We start from the raw sequence: 21143 nt of genomic DNA, 5'->3' as shown, positions 1-21143 counted from the left end.
TGTGATGATTGATTTACAAGACAAATTTGCAGGATTAAAACGGGCCGAAAAACCACTAATAGACGAACAACATTTTAAATAGACAGACGACATAAAAACCGAATCAAATGACAAAAAAATACACTTGTATTATTGTTGACGACGACGAAATAGACAGACTTACGGTGTTATCGTTTGCCAAAAAGTTTCCTGTTCTGGATATTTTGGGTGTTTTTGAATCGGCTGAAGATGCACTTCTGTTTATCGACGAACAAAAAGTCGATATTTTGTTTCTGGATATTGATATGCCGGGTTTAAACGGAATTGAGTTTCGGAAAAAAGCCTTAGAAATTCCGGTTTGTATTTTTATAACCGCGCATCCTGAACATGCTGTAGAAAGTTTCGAAATAGAAACGCTTGATTTTATTGTAAAACCTCTAAAACTCGATCGCTTTTCACAAACAGTAAGCCGAATTGAGGAGTTTATGGAAATCAAACTCAAAGCTTCTCTTTTTGAAGCCAGTATTGGCGGCGATACCATTTATATTAAAGAAGGTCACGAACAAACAAAAGTAAAACTGCACGAAATTCTCTATCTCGAAGCACTAAAAGATTATACGCTTGTGATAACCGATAAAAAAAGACATTGCGTTTTATCGAGTATTGGTAATTTATTAAAAGAAGATCATTTTCAGTCTTTTATTAGAATTCATCGAAGTTATGCCGTTCAGAAACAGTTTATCCAAAAGATCAATTCAACCGAAATTATTTTAAATAATAATGTTGCGATTCCCATAGGAAGAAGTTATAAAGAAAACCTAAACCTCTTCTCATGAAAAAAACAGGGTTCTTGTTTTTGCTATTCATCAACTTAACTGTTTTTGCACAGCAGGAACCTATTTTAGCAAAATACAAAACCCAACCCGAAAAACTAAAAGCCTGGCTAAAGTACACCAACGAAGTATTAGATACCGAAGATTATCCCAAACTAATCGTTGCCGCACAAAAAGGAATAGAACTTTCTAAAGATCAGTTGGCCTACAAATCAAGGTTTTATTTTTTAAAAGGAAACGCTTACGAATTCAATAATAACCAGACCAAAGAGGCATCGATTAACTACGAAATTGCCTTGAAATTTGCACAGAAAGCCAGACATCTTAAAAATGAAACTTCGATTTTGATGCGCCTTAGTTATGCCTATTATGCGCTGAATGAGACTTTAAAAAGAAAAGAATTAATTACTTATATCAAACAAGTGGTTGACACTACAAAAAGTACGTATACAAAATCGGTTCTTTACGGAAGTCTTGGCGAATATTATCTCGATAATGCACAATATGAAACCTTTATTAGTTATCAGCTAAAAGCTATTAACTACAAAAAACTGCTCAAAAAAACGGTAGCAAACGATGAAACGATTGGCGTTTCGTATAGTCAGATTGCGGCGGCGTATACCAAAATGAAACAATACAACAAAGCCATTGAATATCTTAATTACGCCCAGCCTTACATCAAAACTTCGCCTTATATCAGTGCTTTTTCATGCAATTATTATTTACAATGTTTTGTTCCTTTAAAGAATCTCGACAGCATTCAAAAATATTACAATCTGGCTTATACCTTTCCGTCTAAAAAAGATTCGTTGTTTCTAAATCTAAGTTTCGCCAACAGAAGCGTATCTGAATATTATGCGAATGAAGGTCAGATAAACACCGCCTTTAGTTATGCTAAAAAAGCGGTTTTATTAGGACAAAAATCGAATGATCAGGATATAATTATGGAAGCCAATGCCGTAATGGGAAGGGTTTTATACGAGAAAGGAGAATATAAAAAAGCCATCGAAACCTTAAAAAAAGCATCAAAAAATGCGCTGACTTACGACAAAGAATCGTTTGTAAACATCAATAAAAAACTATCTCAAAGTTATGCCGCATTAGGACTTTGGAAAGACGCATTTTATTATAACGAAATCTACAGTAAATCGAATGACGAAATGATGCAGGAATCAGCGAAGCAAAATATTGCCAATGCCGAGGCGCGTTACCAAAATAAAACAAAAGGACAGGAAATCAAGAATCTTTCGACTCAAAACACGCTTAAAAACATTCAGATTGATGAAGCCAAAAAGCAGCGTATTTTTCTAATTTCGGGATTAATTCTCGTGGGGATTATCGTTTTATTATTGTTCAAACAAAACCAAAACCGAAAAAAAACCAATGAGAAATTACAGCTTTTGAATCAGGAATTGGACGAAGCCAATAAAATAAAAGCACGTTTTTTTAGTATTTTAAATCACGATTTGCGAAGTCCTGTTTCGAATTTAATTCACTTTCTGCATCTTCAAAAAGAAAGTCCTGAATTGATTGACGAAGAAATGGCCGCACGAATGCAAACCAAAGTTATTACGGGAGCCGAAAATTTATTATCATCCATGGAAGATATTTTATTATGGAGCAAAGGCCAAATGGAGAACTTTAAACCTCATTTTAAAGAAATTACTGTAGATGTTATTTTTAAGGAAATAAAGAATCATTTTTCAGGTATCGAAAACATCCAAATTTCATTCGAAAACCCTGAAAACCTTATCTTAAACACCGATGAAAATTACCTTAAAACCATCATCAGAAACCTAACCGGAAATGCCATAAAAGCCCTCGACAAAACCACAAACGGAAAAATAATCTGGAAAGCATGGCAGGAAAACGACGTTCAATATCTTTCCATTTCAGATAACGGTCCCGGCGGAACTCAGGAACAATTTAAAGCCTTATACGACGACTCAGAAGTCATCGGGATCAAATCCGGTTTAGGATTGCATTTGATTCGTGATTTGGCCACAGCCATAAATTGCAAAATCGAAGTCAAATCTCAACACGATTCAGGAACTACCTTTACGATAAAAGTTTGCCACGAATTACACTAATTAGCACGAATTAAAATTCAGTCTGTTTTTCTGCCACAGATTAAAAGGATTAAAATGATTTTATAATCTGTGAAAATCTTTTAATCTGTGGCTAACTTTTTTGAGCAATATCAAAATAAATAATTCGCGGAAATTTGTGAAATTTGCGGTAAAAACAACCCACATTTTAATTAGTAAAATTGAATTTAAGCTCAAAGTAATTCGTGCTAATTCGTGAAATTCGTGGCAAAAAAATCCTTTTTAATCTGTGGCAAAAAAACACAAATAAAAAAGGCTTGACTTTCGCCAAACCTTTTTTATATAAATCATAATCTTACGATTACAACAAAGCGTCTAAACTATCTGCGTAGGTTTGTTTCGGAGCAACTCCTACTTGTTTTCCTACTACTTCACCGTTATGAAAAACCAAAACGGTAGGTATGTTACGCACACCATATTTTGCAGCGAATTCCTGGTTAGCATCTACATCCACTTTACCAACAACTACTTTACCTGCGTATTCTTCGCTGATTTGGTCAATGATTGGACCAACCATTCTACAAGGACCGCACCATGCTGCCCAAAAATCTACCATTACTGGTTTATCTGATTTCAAAACTACTTCATCAAAAGTAGCATCTGTTATTGCTAATGCCATAATTTCTTATCTTTTAAAATTATTGTCTGAATTGTTTCGTTTCAAACTAGAGTACAAATTTAAAAATTAAATACTAATCAAACACCATTCTTAAATTAGTTTTAATTATAAATGCATTGTCATTTATTATACGATTCCCATGTTTTTATAAAATAAGTTATAACTTACATATATTGCAGCACATCTTTTTAAAATAAGCTCGATTTTTTACCTTATCTTTAGTAATCCGGAAAATTCTTCGAGATGACAGCAAATTTACACCACATAAAAAACTTCTTTCAATCGGTTCGATTTAAAAAATATGCAAAACGCTTTGGCTTTTTCGTATTAGGACTTATTGCGTTGTTATTACTTGCCTGTGGTGGATTATCGATTTATTTCAATCAAAATAAAACCGAAATCATCGCCAAAATCAATACAAAAATCAACGAAAACATTAACGGAAAATTTCATATTGGCGATTTTCATTATAAATTTCTAACCGGTTTTCCCAACTTTACTTTGGCCTTAAAAGATGTTGAACTCAAAGACAATCAATGGGCAACGCACAAACATACTTTATTAAAAACCAAAGAAATCGAAGTACGTCTGAATGTTTGGAACTTACTCCAAAACGAAATCAACATTCATAAAATCCTCATAAACGACGCCGATATTTATGTTTATAAAGCCGAAGATGGTTACTCGAACGCTGATATTTTTAAACCTAAAAAGAAGAAAACTCCCGAAAATAAATCCGACAGAGAAACTACAATTGATCAGGTCGACCTCAACAATGTTCACTTTATTTTAGACAATCGCCTTGGTCATAAATTATTTGATTTTGATGTTGCCAGTTTAAAAACCAAAGTAGATTACGATGGCGACAATTGGCAAACCGATGTTTTTCTGGATACTAAAATCAAGAGTTTGGCCTTTAATACCGTACACGGAAGTTTTGCCAAGGAAAAACAACTTACCGGAACTTTTAATGTTTCGTATGCCTCACAAAAAGAACGAATAGACGTTGTAACCAAAAATCTAAAAATAGGCACAGACGGTTTTGATATTATTGCCTTTTTTAATTTAGCCAAAGGAAATGCCCTATTCGGAATCAATATTGGGACTACTATTTTATGGCAAAATGCTTCTAATTTATTATCCGGAAACATTAGTTCTAAACTAAATCGCTTTAATCTAAGTCAGCCTATCGATGTAAATTGCGATATAAAAGGCGATTTTAATGCCGAGGGAGATCCCAGAATTGTGGTTCAGGCTATCATAAAAGACAACGAACTCAGCATTCCGGACGGATTAATTAAAAAATGTCATTTTAAAGGAATTTTTACCAATAATTTCAAACCAAAAGACGGATACAACGACGCCAATTCGGCCATTATCTTAACGAAATTTGCGGGCGAGTATGAGAATATTCCGCTTACCATTCCGCAATTGTCGATCAATAATCTCGAAAAACCATTGGCAACCGGAACCGTAAATTCTGATTTTGATGTTACCAAACTCAACCAGATAAGCAACGACAAATGGATTCAGTTTACCGAAGGTCATGCCAAAGCCAACCTGAAATTTCAGTTTGATATTGTCGATTTATACATCAACAAACCCAAATTTATTGGTAATGTAAATGTTGAAAATACGTCGTTTGATTTTATTCCCAAAAAAGTACATGCCGAAAAAGTAAACATTCAGCTTGACTTTACAGAGCAAGCTTTGCTGATCAAAAAAATCACTTATAAACACAATAAAAACACCATTATCATCGACGGAAAAATCAATAATTTCCTGAACTTATATTATGATGCTCCCGAAAAAATGGTCGTAAACTGGAATATTTACTTTCCCAATCTTGACCTCAAACAATTTCTAGGCGTTTTGGCCTCATCGCAAAAAACTAAAGCCGTTGCCAAAACCAACAAAAAGCCTACAATGTCGAATCAAATAAGAACCGCAATCGACAAATGTTCTGTAGTTATCGACATCAAAGCCGACAAAATAAACTACAACAAACTAACCGCAACCCATACTACCGCAACCGTGCAAATGATCGACTCGAAATTGGTCATTAAAAACGGTTCGCTGCAAACTTCCGGCGGAAGCATTACGTTTAACAGCGAAGTAAAACCAAGCGGAAAAAACTTTGCTTTTAGTTCAAACGCGCAGGTAAATCGGGTTGATATTGCGAGTTTCTTAAAGTCGTTCAACAACTTTGGCGTTACCTCTTTTAGTCCGCATAATATAAAAGGAAAACTCAGCAGTCAGGCCAATGTTACCGGATTTATTAACAGCAATGGCGAGTTAATTACCAATTCTATGCACGGTAATCTGACTTTCAATGTCAATCAGGGCGCTTTGCTCAACTTTGAGCCTATCGTAAAAATTGGCAAATTTGCCTTTCCGTTTCGCGATGTCAAGAATATCACTTTCAGCGATTTATCCGGCAATCTCAAATTACGCGGAGAACAAGTCGATGTGAATAATTTCACCATTAGTTCCAGCGTTTTAAACCTCGATGCCGAAGGCGTTTATTCCTTTGGCCGAGGCACCAATCTCGCCCTCACCATCCCCCTCCGAAACTCTAAAAACGACATCAAACTCGCCACCAAAGCCGAACGCGACGCCGTTCGTGACCGCGGAATTGTCCTGCATCTAATTGCCTTGGATAGCGATGATGGAAAAATGAAAATTAAATGGGGGAAGAAGGAGAAATAGTCATTGCGAGGAAAGACCTGTTCGCCGTGGCGAAAGCAATCACAAAAGAAACTCGACAAAGATTTGTCACTCTGAGCGAAGTCGAAGAGCTTTTACGACTTGGAATTTGTAATTTAAAATATTGTAATTTAACTTTTTAGGAGCTATTTCCTGCTGTCCACTATATCTTTTGTGCCGTCCCGAGGCTTCGGGACCACCACAAAAGGATGCCGTTCCCATCAGGGCTAGGGGTTTTGGTTTTCATGAGAAGTTTATCTTGTTCAATATCTATTTAAAAAAAGTACATCAGTAAAATTCCCAAAATAAATATCAAACCAATCATTGCAATTCCTATCTCATTAATTTTTGAAACTCGTTGTTCAAAATTCTTTTTAAACGATAATATTGCTGGCACAAAAAATAGATTGATTAAAATACTAAATGGCAAAATCCAGTAAGAAGCACCCGCAGGTCCACCATTTGAAACAATTATCGAAACGGAAACAGGAATAATATAGATATTGACAAGAATGATTAATATCGCAATTATTTTATTTCTTTTATTTATCATGTTCTTCGTGATTTAGAATTGAAATTAAACAATTACCTCAAAGATATTTTCTTTTCTATAATCTTAACAACGCCAGTCAGAAATGATTGGCGTTTTTTTATGGAGAAAATTGAAAACTATTATTTAATGAGGCCAATTGTACGCGGGTCAATTATCATCTAACAGTTACATTTGAAATCATGATTTAGGTTACTAATAAAATTCGTTACAAAAAATGAAATATGTAGCACAAATAATTTTCGGAAAAGATCAAATAAGGAAATATCATAATAATGAAACTTTAAATGATTGTGAAAAAATAATCAATTTAAAAAAGTACACTTTCGAAACTTGGGTCGAAAGAAATGCATTTTACAAAGGAATTGGTGAAGCAATGGGTTGGTTAGAATTCGAAGTAATTAAAGAATTCGAAGAGAAAGATAACAAAGAAGAAAAAGAAGATGACGATAAATTTGATTATTGGGCATTCATTGAGAAATATTATCCAAAGTATTATCATTGCAACAGCGTTTTGTTAAGCGACATTTTAACTCGAAAACTTTATGGAGAAGAAATTAGCGAAAGTGATGAAAAATATATCAAAGATTGGGATGTTAGGAAAGAATTATTTGAAATAGACAAGGATTTACTTTGTAAGGCTTTTGAAAATTATTTTAATATTAGTTATCCTGAAGATCTTAATTCTTAAAAAATTAATAAGAATAGTTAATGTGATTATATTTCACTAATATTAAACTTCCTTATCAAATTAGTATTTATAAATCATTTATTGCATTATTAAAAATGTCTAAAATCATAAACGTTACTTGTGCAATTATTTTAAAAGATAAAAAAATTCTCGTAGCGCAAAGAAGTGAAAAGATGAAATTACCTTTAAAATGGGAGTTTCCTGGTGGAAAATTAGAATTTAATGAAAATGAAACGGATTGTATCAAAAGAGAAATTAAAGAAGAAATAAATATAAATATCGAAATATTACAAAAATTATCAAATAACATTCATGATTACGGTACTTTTAAAATCAATTTAATTCCTTTCTTAGTTCAGTATATTTCAGGTGAAATCAAACTAGCAGAACATAAAGATTACAGATTACTAGAAAGATCACAATTATCAAACCTTGATTGGGCAGAAGCAGATTTACCAATCGTTGAAGAATTTTTAAAACTTGAAATATGAACCAAGGATTATACGAAGAATTAGTTACCAAACTGATAAACTACAAAATAAACGAATTAGATAAAGATACATTTCAAATAAAAAAAACTTCAATAGACAAAGCAGAAGCATCTCAATTATTATCACAACATATTGGCAAAGTCATCAAATATGCTTTAGAAAATTTACCTAAACAAAAAGAAATTGACTTAATAGATAATCAAATAAAAATTTCGAATAAAATAATTCAATTCTTAAGAGATGAATTAGATAAAGCAGAATTTGAAGGTGATTTAATTGAAACAGAAGGAAAAATATTGACCGCTGTTTTTACAAAAGTCGATGCTCATTTTAAAGACTTAGATCTACATTTAAAAGAAATTACGCCATACACTAGACTAATTCATAGCGAGCTTTTTACTGGAGGAAATGCAGGGACAACTTTAGAAAGTGAATTACGAAAAGAGATATTATCTTCAGATAAAATCGATTTATTAGTTTCATTTATTAAATGGAAAGGTATTCGAATCCTTGAACGTGAATTAAGAGAATTTACTGAAAGAGGCGGAAAACTAAGAGTAATTACAACTACATATATTGGTGCAACAGATTCGAAAGCAGTTGAATTCTTGGCATCATTAGAAAACACAGAAGTAAAGGTTTCGTACAATACGGGAAATGAGCGTTTACATGCAAAAGCTTATTTGTTTCAAAGAAATACAGGATTTCATACTGGCTATATTGGTTCTTCAAATTTTTCTCGTTCAGCTTTAACAGACGGACTCGAATGGAATCTTAAAGTTACCACCAAAGAAGTTGGGCATATCATTGATAAATTTAAAAAAACATTTGAGGCGTATTGGCAAAATGCAGACTTTGAATTATATGATGAAAACATCCATTCCGAAAAATTAGTTGATGCTCTTAAACAAGGCAGATTTTCAAAAGAATATACTTTTACTACGGCTTATTTTGATATTAAACCTTTTCCTTATCAAAAAGAGATTCTTGAAAAACTAGAAGTTGAAAGAATAGTTCATAATAGATATAGAAATCTTTTGGTAGCTGCAACTGGAACAGGAAAAACAGTAATATCTGCATTTGATTACAAAAACTTTAGAACTAATAATAAATCATCTAAGCTTCTTTTTGTAGCACACAGAAAAGAAATTCTACAACAAGCAAAAGCGACTTTTCAAGGTGTTTTAAAAGATAATAATTTTGGAGATTTATGGGTTGATGGAATTGAACCTAATTCTAACGAATATCTTTTTGTGTCCGTACAAACTTTAAATAATCGATTAAAGGATTTAAAACTTTCTCCAGACTATTACGACTTTATTATTCTTGATGAAGCTCATCATGGATCAGCTTCAAGTTATAGACCTTTTCTAAATTACTTTAAACCTAAGATCTTATTAGGATTAACTGCAACTCCAGAAAGAATGGATAACGAAAACATCCTCGATGATTTCTGTGACCGTATTGCTGCAGAAATTAGACTTCCTGAAGCATTAAATAAACAACTATTATGTCCTTTTCAATATTTTGGAATTACTGATAGTATTGATTTGACAAATGTAAAATGGGAAAAAGGTAAATATGTCGCAAGCGAATTAACAGCCTTATATACTAAAAACGATATTCGTGTTGGGGAGATAATTACAAATCTTAATAAATACGTTAATGATATAAATGATGTTCGTGCAATAGGTTTTTGTGTAACCGTTGAACATGCTATTTTTATGACTGAAAAATTTAATTTGGCAGGATTAAAAGCAAATTACTTAACATCTAAAAATGCAAATGAAAGAGACAAAATTAGAGAAGAATTCAAGAAAAAGGAGTTCAATTATTTATTTGTCGTTGACATTTTTAATGAAGGTGTAGATATTCCTGAAATTGATACCGTTTTGTTTTTAAGACCAACAGAAAGTTTAACTGTTTTTCTTCAGCAATTAGGTCGTGGTTTACGTTTATCTGAAGGAAAAGATTGTTTGACTGTTTTAGATTTTGTTGGAAATTCAAGACCTGAATATGATTTCGAAAGTAAGTTTAGAGCTTTAATAGGTAAAACAACAACTTCTGTTCAAAAAGAGATTGAAGATGATTTTCCACATTTACCTTTAGGTTGTTCTATTGTTCTGGAGAAAAAAACAAAAGAGACAATTCTACAAAATATTAAAAAAGCTACATCACTAAATGCAAGCCAATTAACAAATAAAATCACAAATTTTCAACATCAAACTAATTTACCTTTAACCTTAAATAATTTTATTGAATTTTATCATATCCCAATTGAAACAATCTACTCTAAAAAAGAAACATGGTCTAGTTTATGTCAAAAAGCTGGAATGATAAAAGATCTTGAAAGTATAAATGAAAAACAGATTTATTCAGCTATTAAGAATAAGTGGTTATCAACCAATTCTACTAGCTATTTCAATTTCATTTTAATGATTGCAAAAAAAGGTTTTAATATAAGAATTGATGATTTCGAAGAAAATCAAAAAACCATGCTTTTAATGTTGCATTATGATGTTTGGCAAAATGCTGGAGGATTTGATTCTTTAGAGAAAAGTATAATTCAGATAGGAAAAAATAAAACTCTTGTGAATGAGATTATAGAAGTCCTAGAGATATTAATTGATAAAATTGGTTTTAAAGAAATTGATATTCAATTACCTTATAAACAACCATTAAAATTACATGCTAGATATACGAGAGATCAAATATTAGCAGCTTTCCGTTTAAGTACATTTGATAAAAAATCATCTAATCGAGAAGGCGCAGCAGAAAATAAAAGTTTAAACACAGAAATACTTTTTATTAATTTGATTAAATCCGAAGAAAATTTTTCTCCTACAACTATGTATGAGGATTATGCTATAAGCGAAACGTTATTTCATTGGCAATCACATAATGCTTATGGCCCAGAAACTAGTAAAGGGGTTTCGTACATAAACCATCTTGAAAACAATAAAAAAATATTACTTTTTATTAGAGAAAAAGACAAAGATGAAAATAAAAACACAATTGGATATGTTTTTATTGGAGAAGGTATTTTTAAAGAAACAGAAGGTTCAAAACCAATGAATATACAATGGGAATTAAACGAACCAATACCAAATTATCTTTGGACAGAATCTGCAAAAATGTCAATAGGTTAATTTAGAAAACATGATAGAACATTCAATCTTAGAAATTCCAACTGTACTTAATCCACCTATAAAAATTATAGACGTTATTTACAATTGTCCTGTTTGTGAGTACGAAATTGAAATAGATATGTTTGTCGATGATAATAGTTTTGTTAAATGTGATATTTGCGATCACATAACAAAATTTAAAATTAAAAGAATCTGAATTGTCAAAAGGCAATTACAGAAAGATAAGTTTGATAATTGGTGCGGGGCTTCGACTTCGCTCAGCCTGACAATTCTTCGTAATTATAAGGCAGGCAGAAAAAGCAAACCACAAAATAAAAAAAGCCACTATTCGCAGTGGCTTTTCTCATTCTTACTTATTCAACATCCAGATAAGGATTTAAAATTTCGGCTAATTCGTTTAGCCAATAGAAACCTTGTTCCAGATTTATTTTTTCGGTTTCGAGGGTTTCACAATCTCGCATCATGCTTAAGGCAAGCATGTAATTTACTTTGCGGATGTTTTTTGCCATCGTTTCGGGATCAATTGATTTGCTGAAGAAATCAGTTAACCGCAATTGGGTTTCTTTTGAAAGGGTGTTTGTACTCATAATCTCGAAATTTAGGAAATATAAAACCCGTATGGGTTAGCTGTCCTACGTCTTTCGAGAACACGTTGCAGTTGTTTCCAATACCGCCAGCGTACCATACGGGCAAAAATTTTTGTTGTGTTCATAATCTCGATGTTTAGGACTGCGAAGATACCAAAAATCACTTCATTTGTGCGGGTTTTCTTTAGCAATTTAAAAGGGTATCGATTTTTGGGGCTTATTGTTGCGGGGGGCTTCTCCCGTCCCGAAGTTTCGGAATCGGGAAGTTCAGCCTGACAATTTCGACTTCGCTCAGCTTGACAAATTTGGTATGCTTTTATTTTCTTAAAGGACAAACTTTGCGGAGTTTCTTGTGTGATTTCTCTCTTCGTTCGAAATGACAAACTAAACCGAATTTTCGCTTTATAGAATCGCAAATTCACCTTTAAAAAAACTGGAATTATTTTCTTAATGTTTTATTAACTCACTTGGCTTTTCATTCTAAAAAAGATAGCTTTGAGAATAATCATTAAATATAAACCGATATGAAAATTCAAATCAATACCGACAAGAACATCGAAGGACACGAAAGATTAGCAGCTTATTTTTCTGAAGAATTAGAAAAAGGTTTAGCTCGTTTTGAAGAAAAAATAACCCGCATTGAAGTACATTTTGGAGATGAAAACGGTGAAAAATTTAGCCTAAATGATAAAAAATGTGTGATCGAAGTTCGTATTGCCAACTTACAACCCTTAACCGTAACAGACCACGCTGATACGCTTGAAAAAGCTTTTAGCGGCGCTCTTGCAAAAGCAAAAAAATCACTTACTACGACTTTCGAAAAAATGAAAGCGCATTAATTTATATAGTATCAAAATCTAAAAATGGCATTATCTCTAATCCTGATAATGCCATTTTTTTAGCGATTGTATATTCAATATAGTCCAATTACATTGTACTATTTTCATATTACATCGGCATTATACCGGAAAACATTGGACTAAAACATAAATAAATTGGTATTATTTGAGTAAAGCGGTCATTTCTTCCCAATGCAATATTTTGACTTTCTCGTTTAGCGTGTTGGCACTTTTTACCATTGCATTGGCGATATCGCTTGCTTCGATTCCTTTGTATTTATTTGTTCCTCCAACAAATAACGGATTGATGAATTTAAAAATTCCGATAAATACTTTTTCCAGAGGCCGGCTTTCTTTCCGGTCTCCTAAAATCATCGATGAACGAAAGATATACGTATGATCAAGATTCAAATTGATAATATCTTGTTCGGTTTCGCCTTTCATTCTGGTATAAAATATCGAAGATTTTGCATTAGCGCCAATTGCCGAAACTAAAAAGACTGATTTTGCTCCGTTTTCTTTTGCCAGTTTTGCAGCCAGAATGGGATAATCATGATCGATTTGATAATAGCGTTTTTTATCGGGTGTTTTCTTTTGTGTTGTTCCAAGCGCGATAAAAACCTCATCTACATGAATGTCCTTTACGACTTCTGGCAATGTATTAAAATCACCAATTAGCGTTTTTAGTTTTGGATGTTTAATATTTAGCTCTTTTCTAACTACAATTACAATTTGTTCATAATTGGTATTATTGAGTAAAGTTTCCAGAATATAAGATCCTACTAATCCGCTTGCTCCGTATACAATTGCTTTTTTCATAAGTAAGGCGATTTGTTTCCTCGAAGTTAGAAAATTATAGGACTACTTTATAAATAAACTTTTTGAGCTGAGTTTTTAAACACATAGAAACATAGATTTTATTACTTTAGAAAAAGGTAAAAATAAATGACATATCATTTAAACATAGTTCGTAGAGAGAAAATTTTGCCCCGAATACTATAACTTTTAATCTCTTTCTATGTGCTAAATATTTTCTCGCAGATTTTGCAGATAAAGCAGATTTTTTCTAATCTTTTTTAATATAAAGCTCCAGCGGAGCGTTATATCTATAGCTAATTTAGTACACGCAATTATAATCCAGCTCCAGCGGAGCGACATATTTTTTTTGCACGATTCGATATGTCACCCCGATGGGGTTTTGTTGACGTATATTTTTATTTTCTATAGATATAACGCTCCGCTGGAGCTCTACATATATTGCTTTGATGTTTTTTATAAATATTCGTATTGATGGAATTTAAAATAAATTATATCAAAAAACCTTAATTAAGATAATAATAACGCTTTTTGATATTGTAAGAAGTAATTTTGCAATCCCAAAAGAGGAACCTGGTTTTTGAAATAAACCGAGTTTCTTAATTGAGATTATCCATTACAAATTATTAAAAATTACCCTCATGAAAAAGCAACTACTCGTATTATTAATCGCAGTATTTATAGGCTTTGGCGCAAATGCGCAAGTAAAATCATCTGAAACAAATGTGCTGGTTTTGATCTATTCTCAAAGCGGCGGAACTTATAAAATGGCAAAAGCTATTGCCGAGGGAATTCAGGAATATCCGAATACTAAAGCGACTTTAAAACGTGTTCCTTCTATAAACACAAAAGAAAAACTAAATGCTGACGTCGAGAAATTACCAATTGCAAATATCGAAGAATTGGCCAATTATGACGGAATCGCTTTTGGAAGCCCGGTTCATTTTGCAAATATTAGCGCTGATATGAATTACTTTTTCAGCCAGAGTATTCCGCTTTGGACTTCGAGAGCTTTAGAAGGAAAACCAACAACCGTATTTATGTCGGCTGGATCCGGAGCAGGAAAAGAAGCGGCGATTTTATCTTTTTGGAATATTCTTGCGTCACACGGAATGGTGATTGTACCCACCGGAATTATGGGAATGGCAACTTTAGACAAAACAGTTCCGCAAGGAAATACTCCGTTTGGCGCAACTTCGCTGGCTGGATCGCCTGTTGGACCCCGCCCTTCTCAAAGCGAATTGAATTTGGCTAAAGAACAAGGAAAGGCTTTGGCAAGAGTGGCTTCGGGATTGAAAAATACAGAGAATATAAAGTCTGTAAAAACAACATCTACAGAAACTAAAATGGATATCAACAAAACTTTAAAAGACAATAATATCGTACTTCCTGAAGCTCCTAAACCGGTTGGAAATTACGTTCCGTTTACGATTTCGGATCATAAAGTATATATTAATCAGGTGGCGCTGAAAGACGGAAAGATTTTAAATCCGGGAAAAGTTGGCGCAACGGTTACAGAAGATCAGGCGAAAGAAGCAACGTATCAAACGATGCTAAATGTTATTGCAGTTTTGAAAGAGGCTTGCGGAGGCGATTTGAACAAGGTAAAACAATGCGTGCAACTGACAGGATATTTTAATACTACTCCGGAATATACACAACATGCCGCTCTTATGAATTCGGCTTCGAATTTGACGGCTTTGGTTTTTGGTGAAAAAGGAAAACACGCGAGAGCAACAATTGGTGCGGCTTCGTTACCTATAAATTCGGCTGTAGAAATTCAGGCGATTTTTGAAATTGAATAAAGAGGAGATTTTACCGCAAAGGGCACAAAGGATTACGCAAAGGTCGCGAAGTTTTGTGAATTATGCTTTGCTTTGAGATCGCAAAGAGATTGTATTTAAAAATGTTAGAAGCACTGCTGTGCGTCTCTACGGAAAATTGGAACGTTACTTATATTAAAATGACATTTCGACTTTGCTCAGAATGACAAGAGTACACTAAAAACTGAAACTGAAAACTGTTTCGCGTGAGGGATAGAAGCTATCCGCCGCGGCGGAGTGGATAGCCCGACAGCAATAAAGAAAGGGGCCGACTAAGCGATTTGCATAGTTGGCCCCTTTTTTTATTGGTGGCACGCCCAGATTACTGACGTAATTATTATGATTTTGGTAATGGAGCTCCAACGGCGATATCGCAACGATGTCCGGGTTTTCCGTGCGCTGGATTCATTCCGTCTGCTACTGCTTCTTCGGTGCTTAATAAGGCCGGAACTGCATTATTTGCCGGTGGCGGCGTAACGGTAAAGTTTTGCGATGTTGTTCCGCTTTGTGCTGTATTGGTCGCAGGTTTTGCTACAGGAGAGTTTAAAGGTGATCCTACCGGAATATCACATCTGTGACCTGGTTGTCCGTGTGCCGGATTCATTCCTTTGGCCACTTTTACAGGAGTAGCTGTTGTAGTTACTACTTGTTGCTGGCCTGCATTTACTTGTACTGGCTGCGATGTTTGTGTCGCAGTTTGGCCTTGCTGTGCGGGAGCCGAATTTAATGGCGCGCCAACTGCAATATCGCAACGATGTCCGGGTTGTCCGTGAGCGGGATTTATTCCTTTTGTATCGCTCATTACGGTGTTAGGATTCGTAGCAGGATTTTGAACTACCGACGGTGTTTTTGTCGTGTCTTTTGCTAATCCTAGTTTAACCAATTCGGATGTTGGTGTGTTTTCCTGCGGTTCTAATTCTTTCTTGCAAGAGGTTAAAACTAAGGAAGTAACAAATATTGAGGTGATAAGTATTTTTGGATTCATGATGTATCGATTTTAAAGCACTCAAATATAGTAAGATTTCACCATATAAGTAATATAAGATTTGTATTGCTTTTTCATTTAATCTCGCAAAGGCGCAGAGGCGCAAAGTTTTTGGTTTTTCTTTGACTTAGTGGGATTTGTTTTAAGTTTTTTAATTTCAGCATTGAGAATCTCGCAAAGGCGCAAAGTTTTTGTTTCACGCAGATTTAAAAAAATTTAAGCAGATGAACGCAGAGAATTTTATAAATTTAATCTGTTATCATCTGCGCGAAACTAAATCAATTTGAATCTTTTTCATATGTGGCTCTAAAATAAAAACTTTGCGACTCTGCGCCTTTGCGAGATTAATTATTTATAATACTTGCAATGAACTTACATCACTTATATGGTTGGAAAATTCCCTAACTTTAAATCCAAAACAAAACCTCTCATGAAAAAATCAATTCTACTTTTATTATTTGTTGCCTCATTTGCCAATGCACAAACGTCTGAAAAAGACAAAGTCAACCAAACGATCGATGCCTGGCATAAGGCTGCGGGCGAGGTAAAATTTGACGATTACTTTAATCTGATTGCCGAAGACGGAATTTTTATTGGAACTGACGCTACCGAAAACTGGACTAAAAAAGATTTTAAAGTTTGGGCAAAACCGTTTTTTGATAAAGGAACAACCTGGAATTTTAAGGCTCTGGAACGTCATGTCTTTTTTGATAAAACCGGAAAAATTGCCTGGTTTGATGAATTGCTAAATACGCAAATGAAAATTTGTCGCGGTTCTGGTGTTTTGGTTAAGGTGGGGAAAGAATGGAAGATTCAGCATTATGTTTTATCGATGACAATTCCTAATGACGAAGTGGATGCGGTGATCAAAATAAAAGCGCCTATCGAAGACGTTTTGATTGCGAAGCTTCAGAAAAAATAAACATTTTCGAACTTTGTTCTTATAATCCTAACTTTTCTAGCGCTTTACGGCGTTGTATATCAAATTAATTATAATACAATTGGCAATTTTATCCGTAAATTAGAAGTTGAAAATAACATACTCTCAAAAAAATGGATCGAATTTTACAAAATTGACTAAAATAAAAGATCGACCTCTATTTTATTAGCCCTTAAAATCAAAATCTTTATTTTTTTTTAACTTTGACCCCAAAAAAAATAGGGTTAAATAAAGTATTTGAAAAATGAAAATAGAAAAACGCTGGATCATTTCCTTTATTATTATAAGTATTGTTTGTATTACGGGCGCGTTTTGGCCAACAGTTACTGAAAATAGTTATGTATTATCTGAATTTGGAACAACAGATCATATCGTTCCTGCCGATGTTGCCTGGATGTTAACTTCCTGCTGTCTGGTTTTGATCATGACGCCGGGATTATCTTTTTTTTACGGTGGAATGGTAGGCCGAAAAAATGTGATTTCGACCATGTTGCAAAGTTTTATTTGTTTGGGCGTTGTAACGCTTTTATGGGTTGTTGTGGGTTTTAGTCTGGCCTTTGGCGATCCTGTAGGTTTTGGTTCCGGAGAGCATTTTTATAGCTTTTTTGGTAATCCTACCACTTTTGCTTTTATGGATTATGTGGGCGTTTTGCCTCATAAAGAATTAGCAAGCACGATTCCGTTTATGTTGTTTGCGTTGTTTCAGATGAAATTTGCGATTATTGCTCCAGCAATTATTACGGGTTCGTTTGCAGAGCGCGTTCGCTTTATATCGTATTTACTATTCATTAGTTTGTTTACCATTTTTATTTATGCGCCTTTGTGCCATTCGGTTTGGTATCCTACAGGTGTTTTAGGAAGTTATTTTGGTGTGAAAGATTTCGCCGGAGGAACTGTCGTGCACATGAGTTCAGGTTTTGCTGCTCTTGCCGGAGTTTTGGTTTTAGGAAAAAGAAAAAATAGTGCTCATATACCAACCAATATTCCGTTTGTATTATTAGGAACGGGAATGTTATGGTTTGGATGGTTTGGTTTTAACGCTGGTTCGGCTCTTGCGGCCAACGGAACTGCTGCCATGGCTTTTGCCACAACCACAACATCATCTGCCGCTGCAATGTTAACCTGGGTTTTCTTTGATAGAATGAATGGTAGAAAAGTTTCGGCGCTTGGTGCTTGTATCGGGGCTGTTGTAGGTTTAGTTGCTATAACGCCTGCTGCGGGATTTGTATCGGTTCCTGAAAGTATGTTTTTCGGTTTCATCACGGCTTTGGTTTCTAACTCGGTTGTAAATTGCCGTTTCTCTAAACGATTTGATGATACACTTGATGTTTTTGCCTGTCACGGTGTTGGCGGAATTATGGGAATGATCCTGACTGCGATTTTTGCTCATGGCGAAGATGCAAGTTTACTTCACGGTGGATGGAATGTTTTCGGTCACCATATGATGGCTTTAGTTTTGGTTTCTATCTTTACTTTCTTCGGAGCTTATTTCTTGTTTAAAGTAACGAACTTTATAATCCCGCTTCGTGTTTCTGAAGAAAACGAACATATTGGTCTTGATTTGTCTCAACATGATGAAACACTTGATCCTAAATTAAAACCTATTACTGAGGCGCATTACGGGTAATTTTTTTTGCCACAGATTGTAGAGATTAAAATGATTTCTTTGACTGTGTTAAAAAATAGTTTGCCACGAATTACACTAATTTTCACTAATTTTTTCTGCTATCTAGCTAAATTGATTCGTGGAAATTCGTGAAATTCGTGGCTAAAAACTTAACCACTTTAGTTCCTACCGAACATTTTTATTGGGTGTACTAATCTAATTTTCTACCGACATTCAACTCCTAAAAGAGTATTTTAAAAAATCTTTTTAATCCGTGTAATCTGTGGCAAAAAATTAGCACCAATTCATCGAATTCGGGACAAAAAAACTTTAAACCTAATTCGGCTATTTTCATTCGTTTATATTCCTTAATTTTGCTGAAAATTTTTGTAAAAGTGGGAAGTAAAAATAAACTAAAAAGATTCAGAGAAAACGAAACGTTTGAAAACGTTTTTCAACCAACCAGAGAAGAAGTTGTAGGCGATTTAATGCCTTTGAAAGGGAAATGGAACTCTGATTTCTTTAAAAATGATAATCCATTAGTTTTAGAATTAGGATGTGGAAAAGGAGAATATTCTGTTGGATTAGCAGAAAGATATCCTAACAAAAATTTTATCGGTATCGATATTAAAGGAGCTCGTTTCTGGAGAGGTGCAAAAACTGCTGTAGAAACAGGGCTTCATAATGTGGCTTTTATTCGTACTCAAATCGAATTGATCGACCATATTTTTAATGAAAATGAAGTAGACGAAATCTGGATTACTTTTCCGGATCCGCAAATTAAATACAAAAGAACAAAACACAGAATGACGAATTCGGAGTTTTTGAAATTGTATAAAAAAATCCTTAAAAAAGACGGTGTCGTAAATCTTAAAACCGACAGCGAATTCATGCACGGTTATACTCTTGGATTGCTTCACGGTGAAGGACACGAGGTTTTATATGCCAACCATAACGTATATACAAACGAAGGAAGTCCAGAAGAAGTTACTGCTTTTCAGACTTTTTACGAGAAACAATATTTAGAAATTAACAAGGCAATTACGTATATTCGCTTTAAAATTAAAGACTAATTTAATTTTAAACACTTTTTCAAACCCATTAAATAACTGAATGGCATTACTTACCCCATTACTTTCAGGTTTTATTGCCGCTTTCATTGGGATTATTCCGCCGGGATTAATCAATATGACAGCAGCTAAAGTAAACATGAAAGAGGGGAAAAAGAACGCCCTTTGGTTTGTTGCCGGTGCCGTTTTAGTGATCTTTTTTCAGGTTTCACTTGCGGTTTTATTTGCTCAGGTAATTGATAATCGCCCTGATGTGGTTACGTTATTACGCGAGGTTGGGTTTGCTATTTTTTCTATTCTTACGATCTACTTTTTGTTTATCGCAAAAGAACCTAAAGCCAAGAAATCGAAGATTAAAAAGAGCAGCAAAAAAAGCCGTTTCTTTTTAGGAATGTTACTTTCCGGCCTGAACTTTTTCCCTATTCCGTATTATGTTGTAGTGAGCGTTACGCTGGCTTCGTACCATCTTTTTGCATTCGAAAACAACATTATTTTTACTTTTGTATTCGGATCTGTTTTGGGCTCGTTTGCCGCTTTATACAGTTACATTGGTTTCTTTGGGAGAATAGAAAAGAAGACCGATTATATCATGCGAAACATGAATACTATTATTGGTAGTATCACTGGAATCATTGCTATTGCTACACTTTTTAATATTTTGAATTACTATTTTGGGTAAAAATATCTGTAGCAGATTAAATGATTTTTAATTTTAATCTGCATAAAACTTAAAATTTACGAACTAAAGTAAAATCATTTTTAATCCTTTAATCTGTGGCAGAAAACATGGCTGAAGATAATTTTTTTGAAAGGGTTTATACAATCGCCAGACAAATTCCATACGGAAAAGTAACTTCTTATGGCGCAATTGCAAAGGCTTTAGGAACGTCTCGTTCTGCCCGAATGGTAGGCTGGGCAATGAACGCCTGCCATAATATGGATGACATTCCTGCGCACAGAGTCGTAAACAAAAAAGGCCTCTTGACCGGAAAACACCATTTTGACGGAACGAATTTAATGCAACAACTTTTAGAAAGCGAAGGTATTGAAGTAGTTGATAATCAAATTATAGATCTCGAAAAACACTTTTGGACACCTGAAATTGAATTTTAAAGGTTTTTGAACCATATAAGTTATATAAGTTCAACTTCTTTCTATTCGTCTAGTTTGTCATCCCGAGGAACGAGGGATCTCCGCAAGAAATTCCGCAAGCAAGGTTTTCAATCTTTGTCGAGCTACCAACGGAGAACCCTCGTTCCTCCTTTAGATTTGTTTTTTGAAATTTAATTAAATTTATGATTGAGAAAGGAAGCAAAAGTAAACTGTTCGTTCCTGCGAGTTCGTGACTCAT

At 34.1% G+C, this 21143-nt stretch carries 18 protein-coding genes; 13 read left to right on the top strand and 5 right to left on the bottom strand.

Annotation, left to right across the window (positions count from 1 at the left end; all coding sequences use genetic code 11):
• Nucleotides 1-107 precede the first annotated feature (107 nt).
• Nucleotides 108-815: a LytR/AlgR family response regulator transcription factor gene (locus FLACOL7796_RS04780; RefSeq protein WP_173969692.1), complete on the top strand. Its 708-nt coding sequence runs from the start codon at nucleotides 108-110 to the stop codon at nucleotides 813-815.
• Entirely contained in the window at nucleotides 812-2902 is a 2091-nt protein-coding gene (locus FLACOL7796_RS04775) for an ATP-binding protein (RefSeq protein ID WP_173969691.1), read from the top strand. Before FLACOL7796_RS04780 ends, FLACOL7796_RS04775 begins: the two co-directional genes overlap by 4 nt.
• Nucleotides 2903-3221: 319 nt before the next feature.
• Here the strand turns inward: FLACOL7796_RS04775 and trxA are convergent, their stop codons facing one another.
• A complete protein-coding gene (gene trxA / locus FLACOL7796_RS04770; RefSeq protein ID WP_041516662.1) occupies nucleotides 3222-3539 on the bottom strand; it encodes a thioredoxin in 318 nt (105 codons plus the stop codon).
• A 243-nt stretch (nucleotides 3540-3782) separates the two neighbouring features.
• On the opposite strand from trxA, the gene FLACOL7796_RS04765 reads away from it, so the two are divergent.
• Complete coding sequence (locus FLACOL7796_RS04765) at nucleotides 3783-6248, top strand: AsmA family protein (RefSeq protein ID WP_173969690.1); 2466 nt, start codon at nucleotides 3783-3785, stop codon at nucleotides 6246-6248.
• A 271-nt stretch (nucleotides 6249-6519) separates the two neighbouring features.
• On the opposite strand, the gene FLACOL7796_RS04760 is transcribed toward FLACOL7796_RS04765, so the two are convergent.
• Complete coding sequence (locus tag FLACOL7796_RS04760; protein ID WP_173969689.1) at nucleotides 6520-6798, bottom strand: hypothetical protein; 279 nt, start codon at nucleotides 6796-6798, stop codon at nucleotides 6520-6522.
• A 214-nt stretch (nucleotides 6799-7012) separates the two neighbouring features.
• On the opposite strand from FLACOL7796_RS04760, the gene FLACOL7796_RS04755 reads away from it, so the two are divergent.
• The 3 genes from FLACOL7796_RS04755 (at nucleotide 7013) to FLACOL7796_RS04745 (ending at nucleotide 11126) form a co-directional block, all read left to right on the top strand.
• Complete coding sequence (locus tag FLACOL7796_RS04755; protein ID WP_173969688.1) at nucleotides 7013-7486, top strand: hypothetical protein; 474 nt, start codon at nucleotides 7013-7015, stop codon at nucleotides 7484-7486.
• Nucleotides 7487-7581: 95 nt separating this feature from the next.
• Entirely contained in the window at nucleotides 7582-7977 is a 396-nt protein-coding gene (locus FLACOL7796_RS04750; protein ID WP_173969687.1) for a (deoxy)nucleoside triphosphate pyrophosphohydrolase, read from the top strand.
• Nucleotides 7974-11126, top strand: coding sequence for a DUF3427 domain-containing protein (locus FLACOL7796_RS04745; protein WP_173969686.1), 3153 nt, complete (start codon nucleotides 7974-7976; stop codon nucleotides 11124-11126). The genes FLACOL7796_RS04750 and FLACOL7796_RS04745 overlap by 4 nt, the downstream gene beginning before the upstream one ends.
• Before the next feature lie 353 nt (nucleotides 11127-11479).
• Here the strand turns inward: FLACOL7796_RS04745 and FLACOL7796_RS04740 are convergent, their stop codons facing one another.
• Nucleotides 11480-11713 (bottom strand): hypothetical protein, encoded by a 234-nt coding sequence (locus FLACOL7796_RS04740; protein ID WP_173969685.1) that lies wholly within the window; start codon nucleotides 11711-11713, stop codon nucleotides 11480-11482.
• A gap of 524 nt (nucleotides 11714-12237) precedes the next feature.
• Between FLACOL7796_RS04740 and FLACOL7796_RS04735 the strand changes: the two genes are divergently transcribed.
• A complete protein-coding gene (locus tag FLACOL7796_RS04735) occupies nucleotides 12238-12552 on the top strand; it encodes an HPF/RaiA family ribosome-associated protein (protein ID WP_173969684.1) in 315 nt (104 codons plus the stop codon).
• Nucleotides 12553-12714: 162 nt separating this feature from the next.
• On the opposite strand, the gene FLACOL7796_RS04730 is transcribed toward FLACOL7796_RS04735, so the two are convergent.
• Entirely contained in the window at nucleotides 12715-13371 is a 657-nt protein-coding gene (locus FLACOL7796_RS04730) for an oxidoreductase (RefSeq protein ID WP_173969683.1), read from the bottom strand.
• Between the two features lie 638 nt (nucleotides 13372-14009).
• Here FLACOL7796_RS04730 and wrbA point away from each other — a divergent pair.
• Nucleotides 14010-15173, top strand: a complete 1164-nt coding sequence (gene wrbA, locus FLACOL7796_RS04725) for an NAD(P)H:quinone oxidoreductase (protein ID WP_173969682.1) — start codon at nucleotides 14010-14012, stop codon at nucleotides 15171-15173.
• Nucleotides 15174-15528: 355 nt separating this feature from the next.
• Here wrbA and FLACOL7796_RS04720 read toward each other — a convergent pair whose 3' ends face one another.
• Nucleotides 15529-16176 (bottom strand): hypothetical protein, encoded by a 648-nt coding sequence (locus FLACOL7796_RS04720; protein ID WP_173969681.1) that lies wholly within the window; start codon nucleotides 16174-16176, stop codon nucleotides 15529-15531.
• 430 nt (nucleotides 16177-16606) lie between these two features.
• Between FLACOL7796_RS04720 and FLACOL7796_RS04715 the strand changes: the two genes are divergently transcribed.
• From FLACOL7796_RS04715 to FLACOL7796_RS04695, 5 genes are all read left to right on the top strand, one after another.
• Nucleotides 16607-17098, top strand: a complete 492-nt coding sequence (locus FLACOL7796_RS04715) for a nuclear transport factor 2 family protein (RefSeq protein WP_173969680.1) — start codon at nucleotides 16607-16609, stop codon at nucleotides 17096-17098.
• Nucleotides 17099-17360: 262 nt separating this feature from the next.
• Nucleotides 17361-18743 (top strand): ammonium transporter, encoded by a 1383-nt coding sequence (locus FLACOL7796_RS04710; protein WP_173969679.1) that lies wholly within the window; start codon nucleotides 17361-17363, stop codon nucleotides 18741-18743.
• A gap of 374 nt (nucleotides 18744-19117) precedes the next feature.
• Nucleotides 19118-19795, top strand: a complete 678-nt coding sequence (gene trmB / locus FLACOL7796_RS04705) for a tRNA (guanosine(46)-N7)-methyltransferase TrmB (protein ID WP_042563416.1) — start codon at nucleotides 19118-19120, stop codon at nucleotides 19793-19795.
• Nucleotides 19796-19835: 40 nt separating this feature from the next.
• The gene (locus FLACOL7796_RS04700; protein ID WP_173969678.1) at nucleotides 19836-20471 is read left to right on the top strand and encodes a LysE family transporter; all 636 of its coding nucleotides are present in this window, start codon (nucleotides 19836-19838) and stop codon (nucleotides 20469-20471) included.
• A 107-nt stretch (nucleotides 20472-20578) separates the two neighbouring features.
• Nucleotides 20579-20905, top strand: coding sequence for an MGMT family protein (locus FLACOL7796_RS04695; RefSeq protein WP_173969677.1), 327 nt, complete (start codon nucleotides 20579-20581; stop codon nucleotides 20903-20905).
• Nucleotides 20906-21143: the final 238 nt, after the last annotated feature.

Origin of the sequence: Flavobacterium bizetiae, from assembly GCF_902804475.1 — a bacterium.
Lineage (GTDB): Bacteria > Bacteroidota > Bacteroidia > Flavobacteriales > Flavobacteriaceae > Flavobacterium > Flavobacterium bizetiae.
The sequence above is the reverse complement of the archived record's forward strand: the minus strand, read 5'-3'. Positions and strand labels throughout refer to the sequence as shown.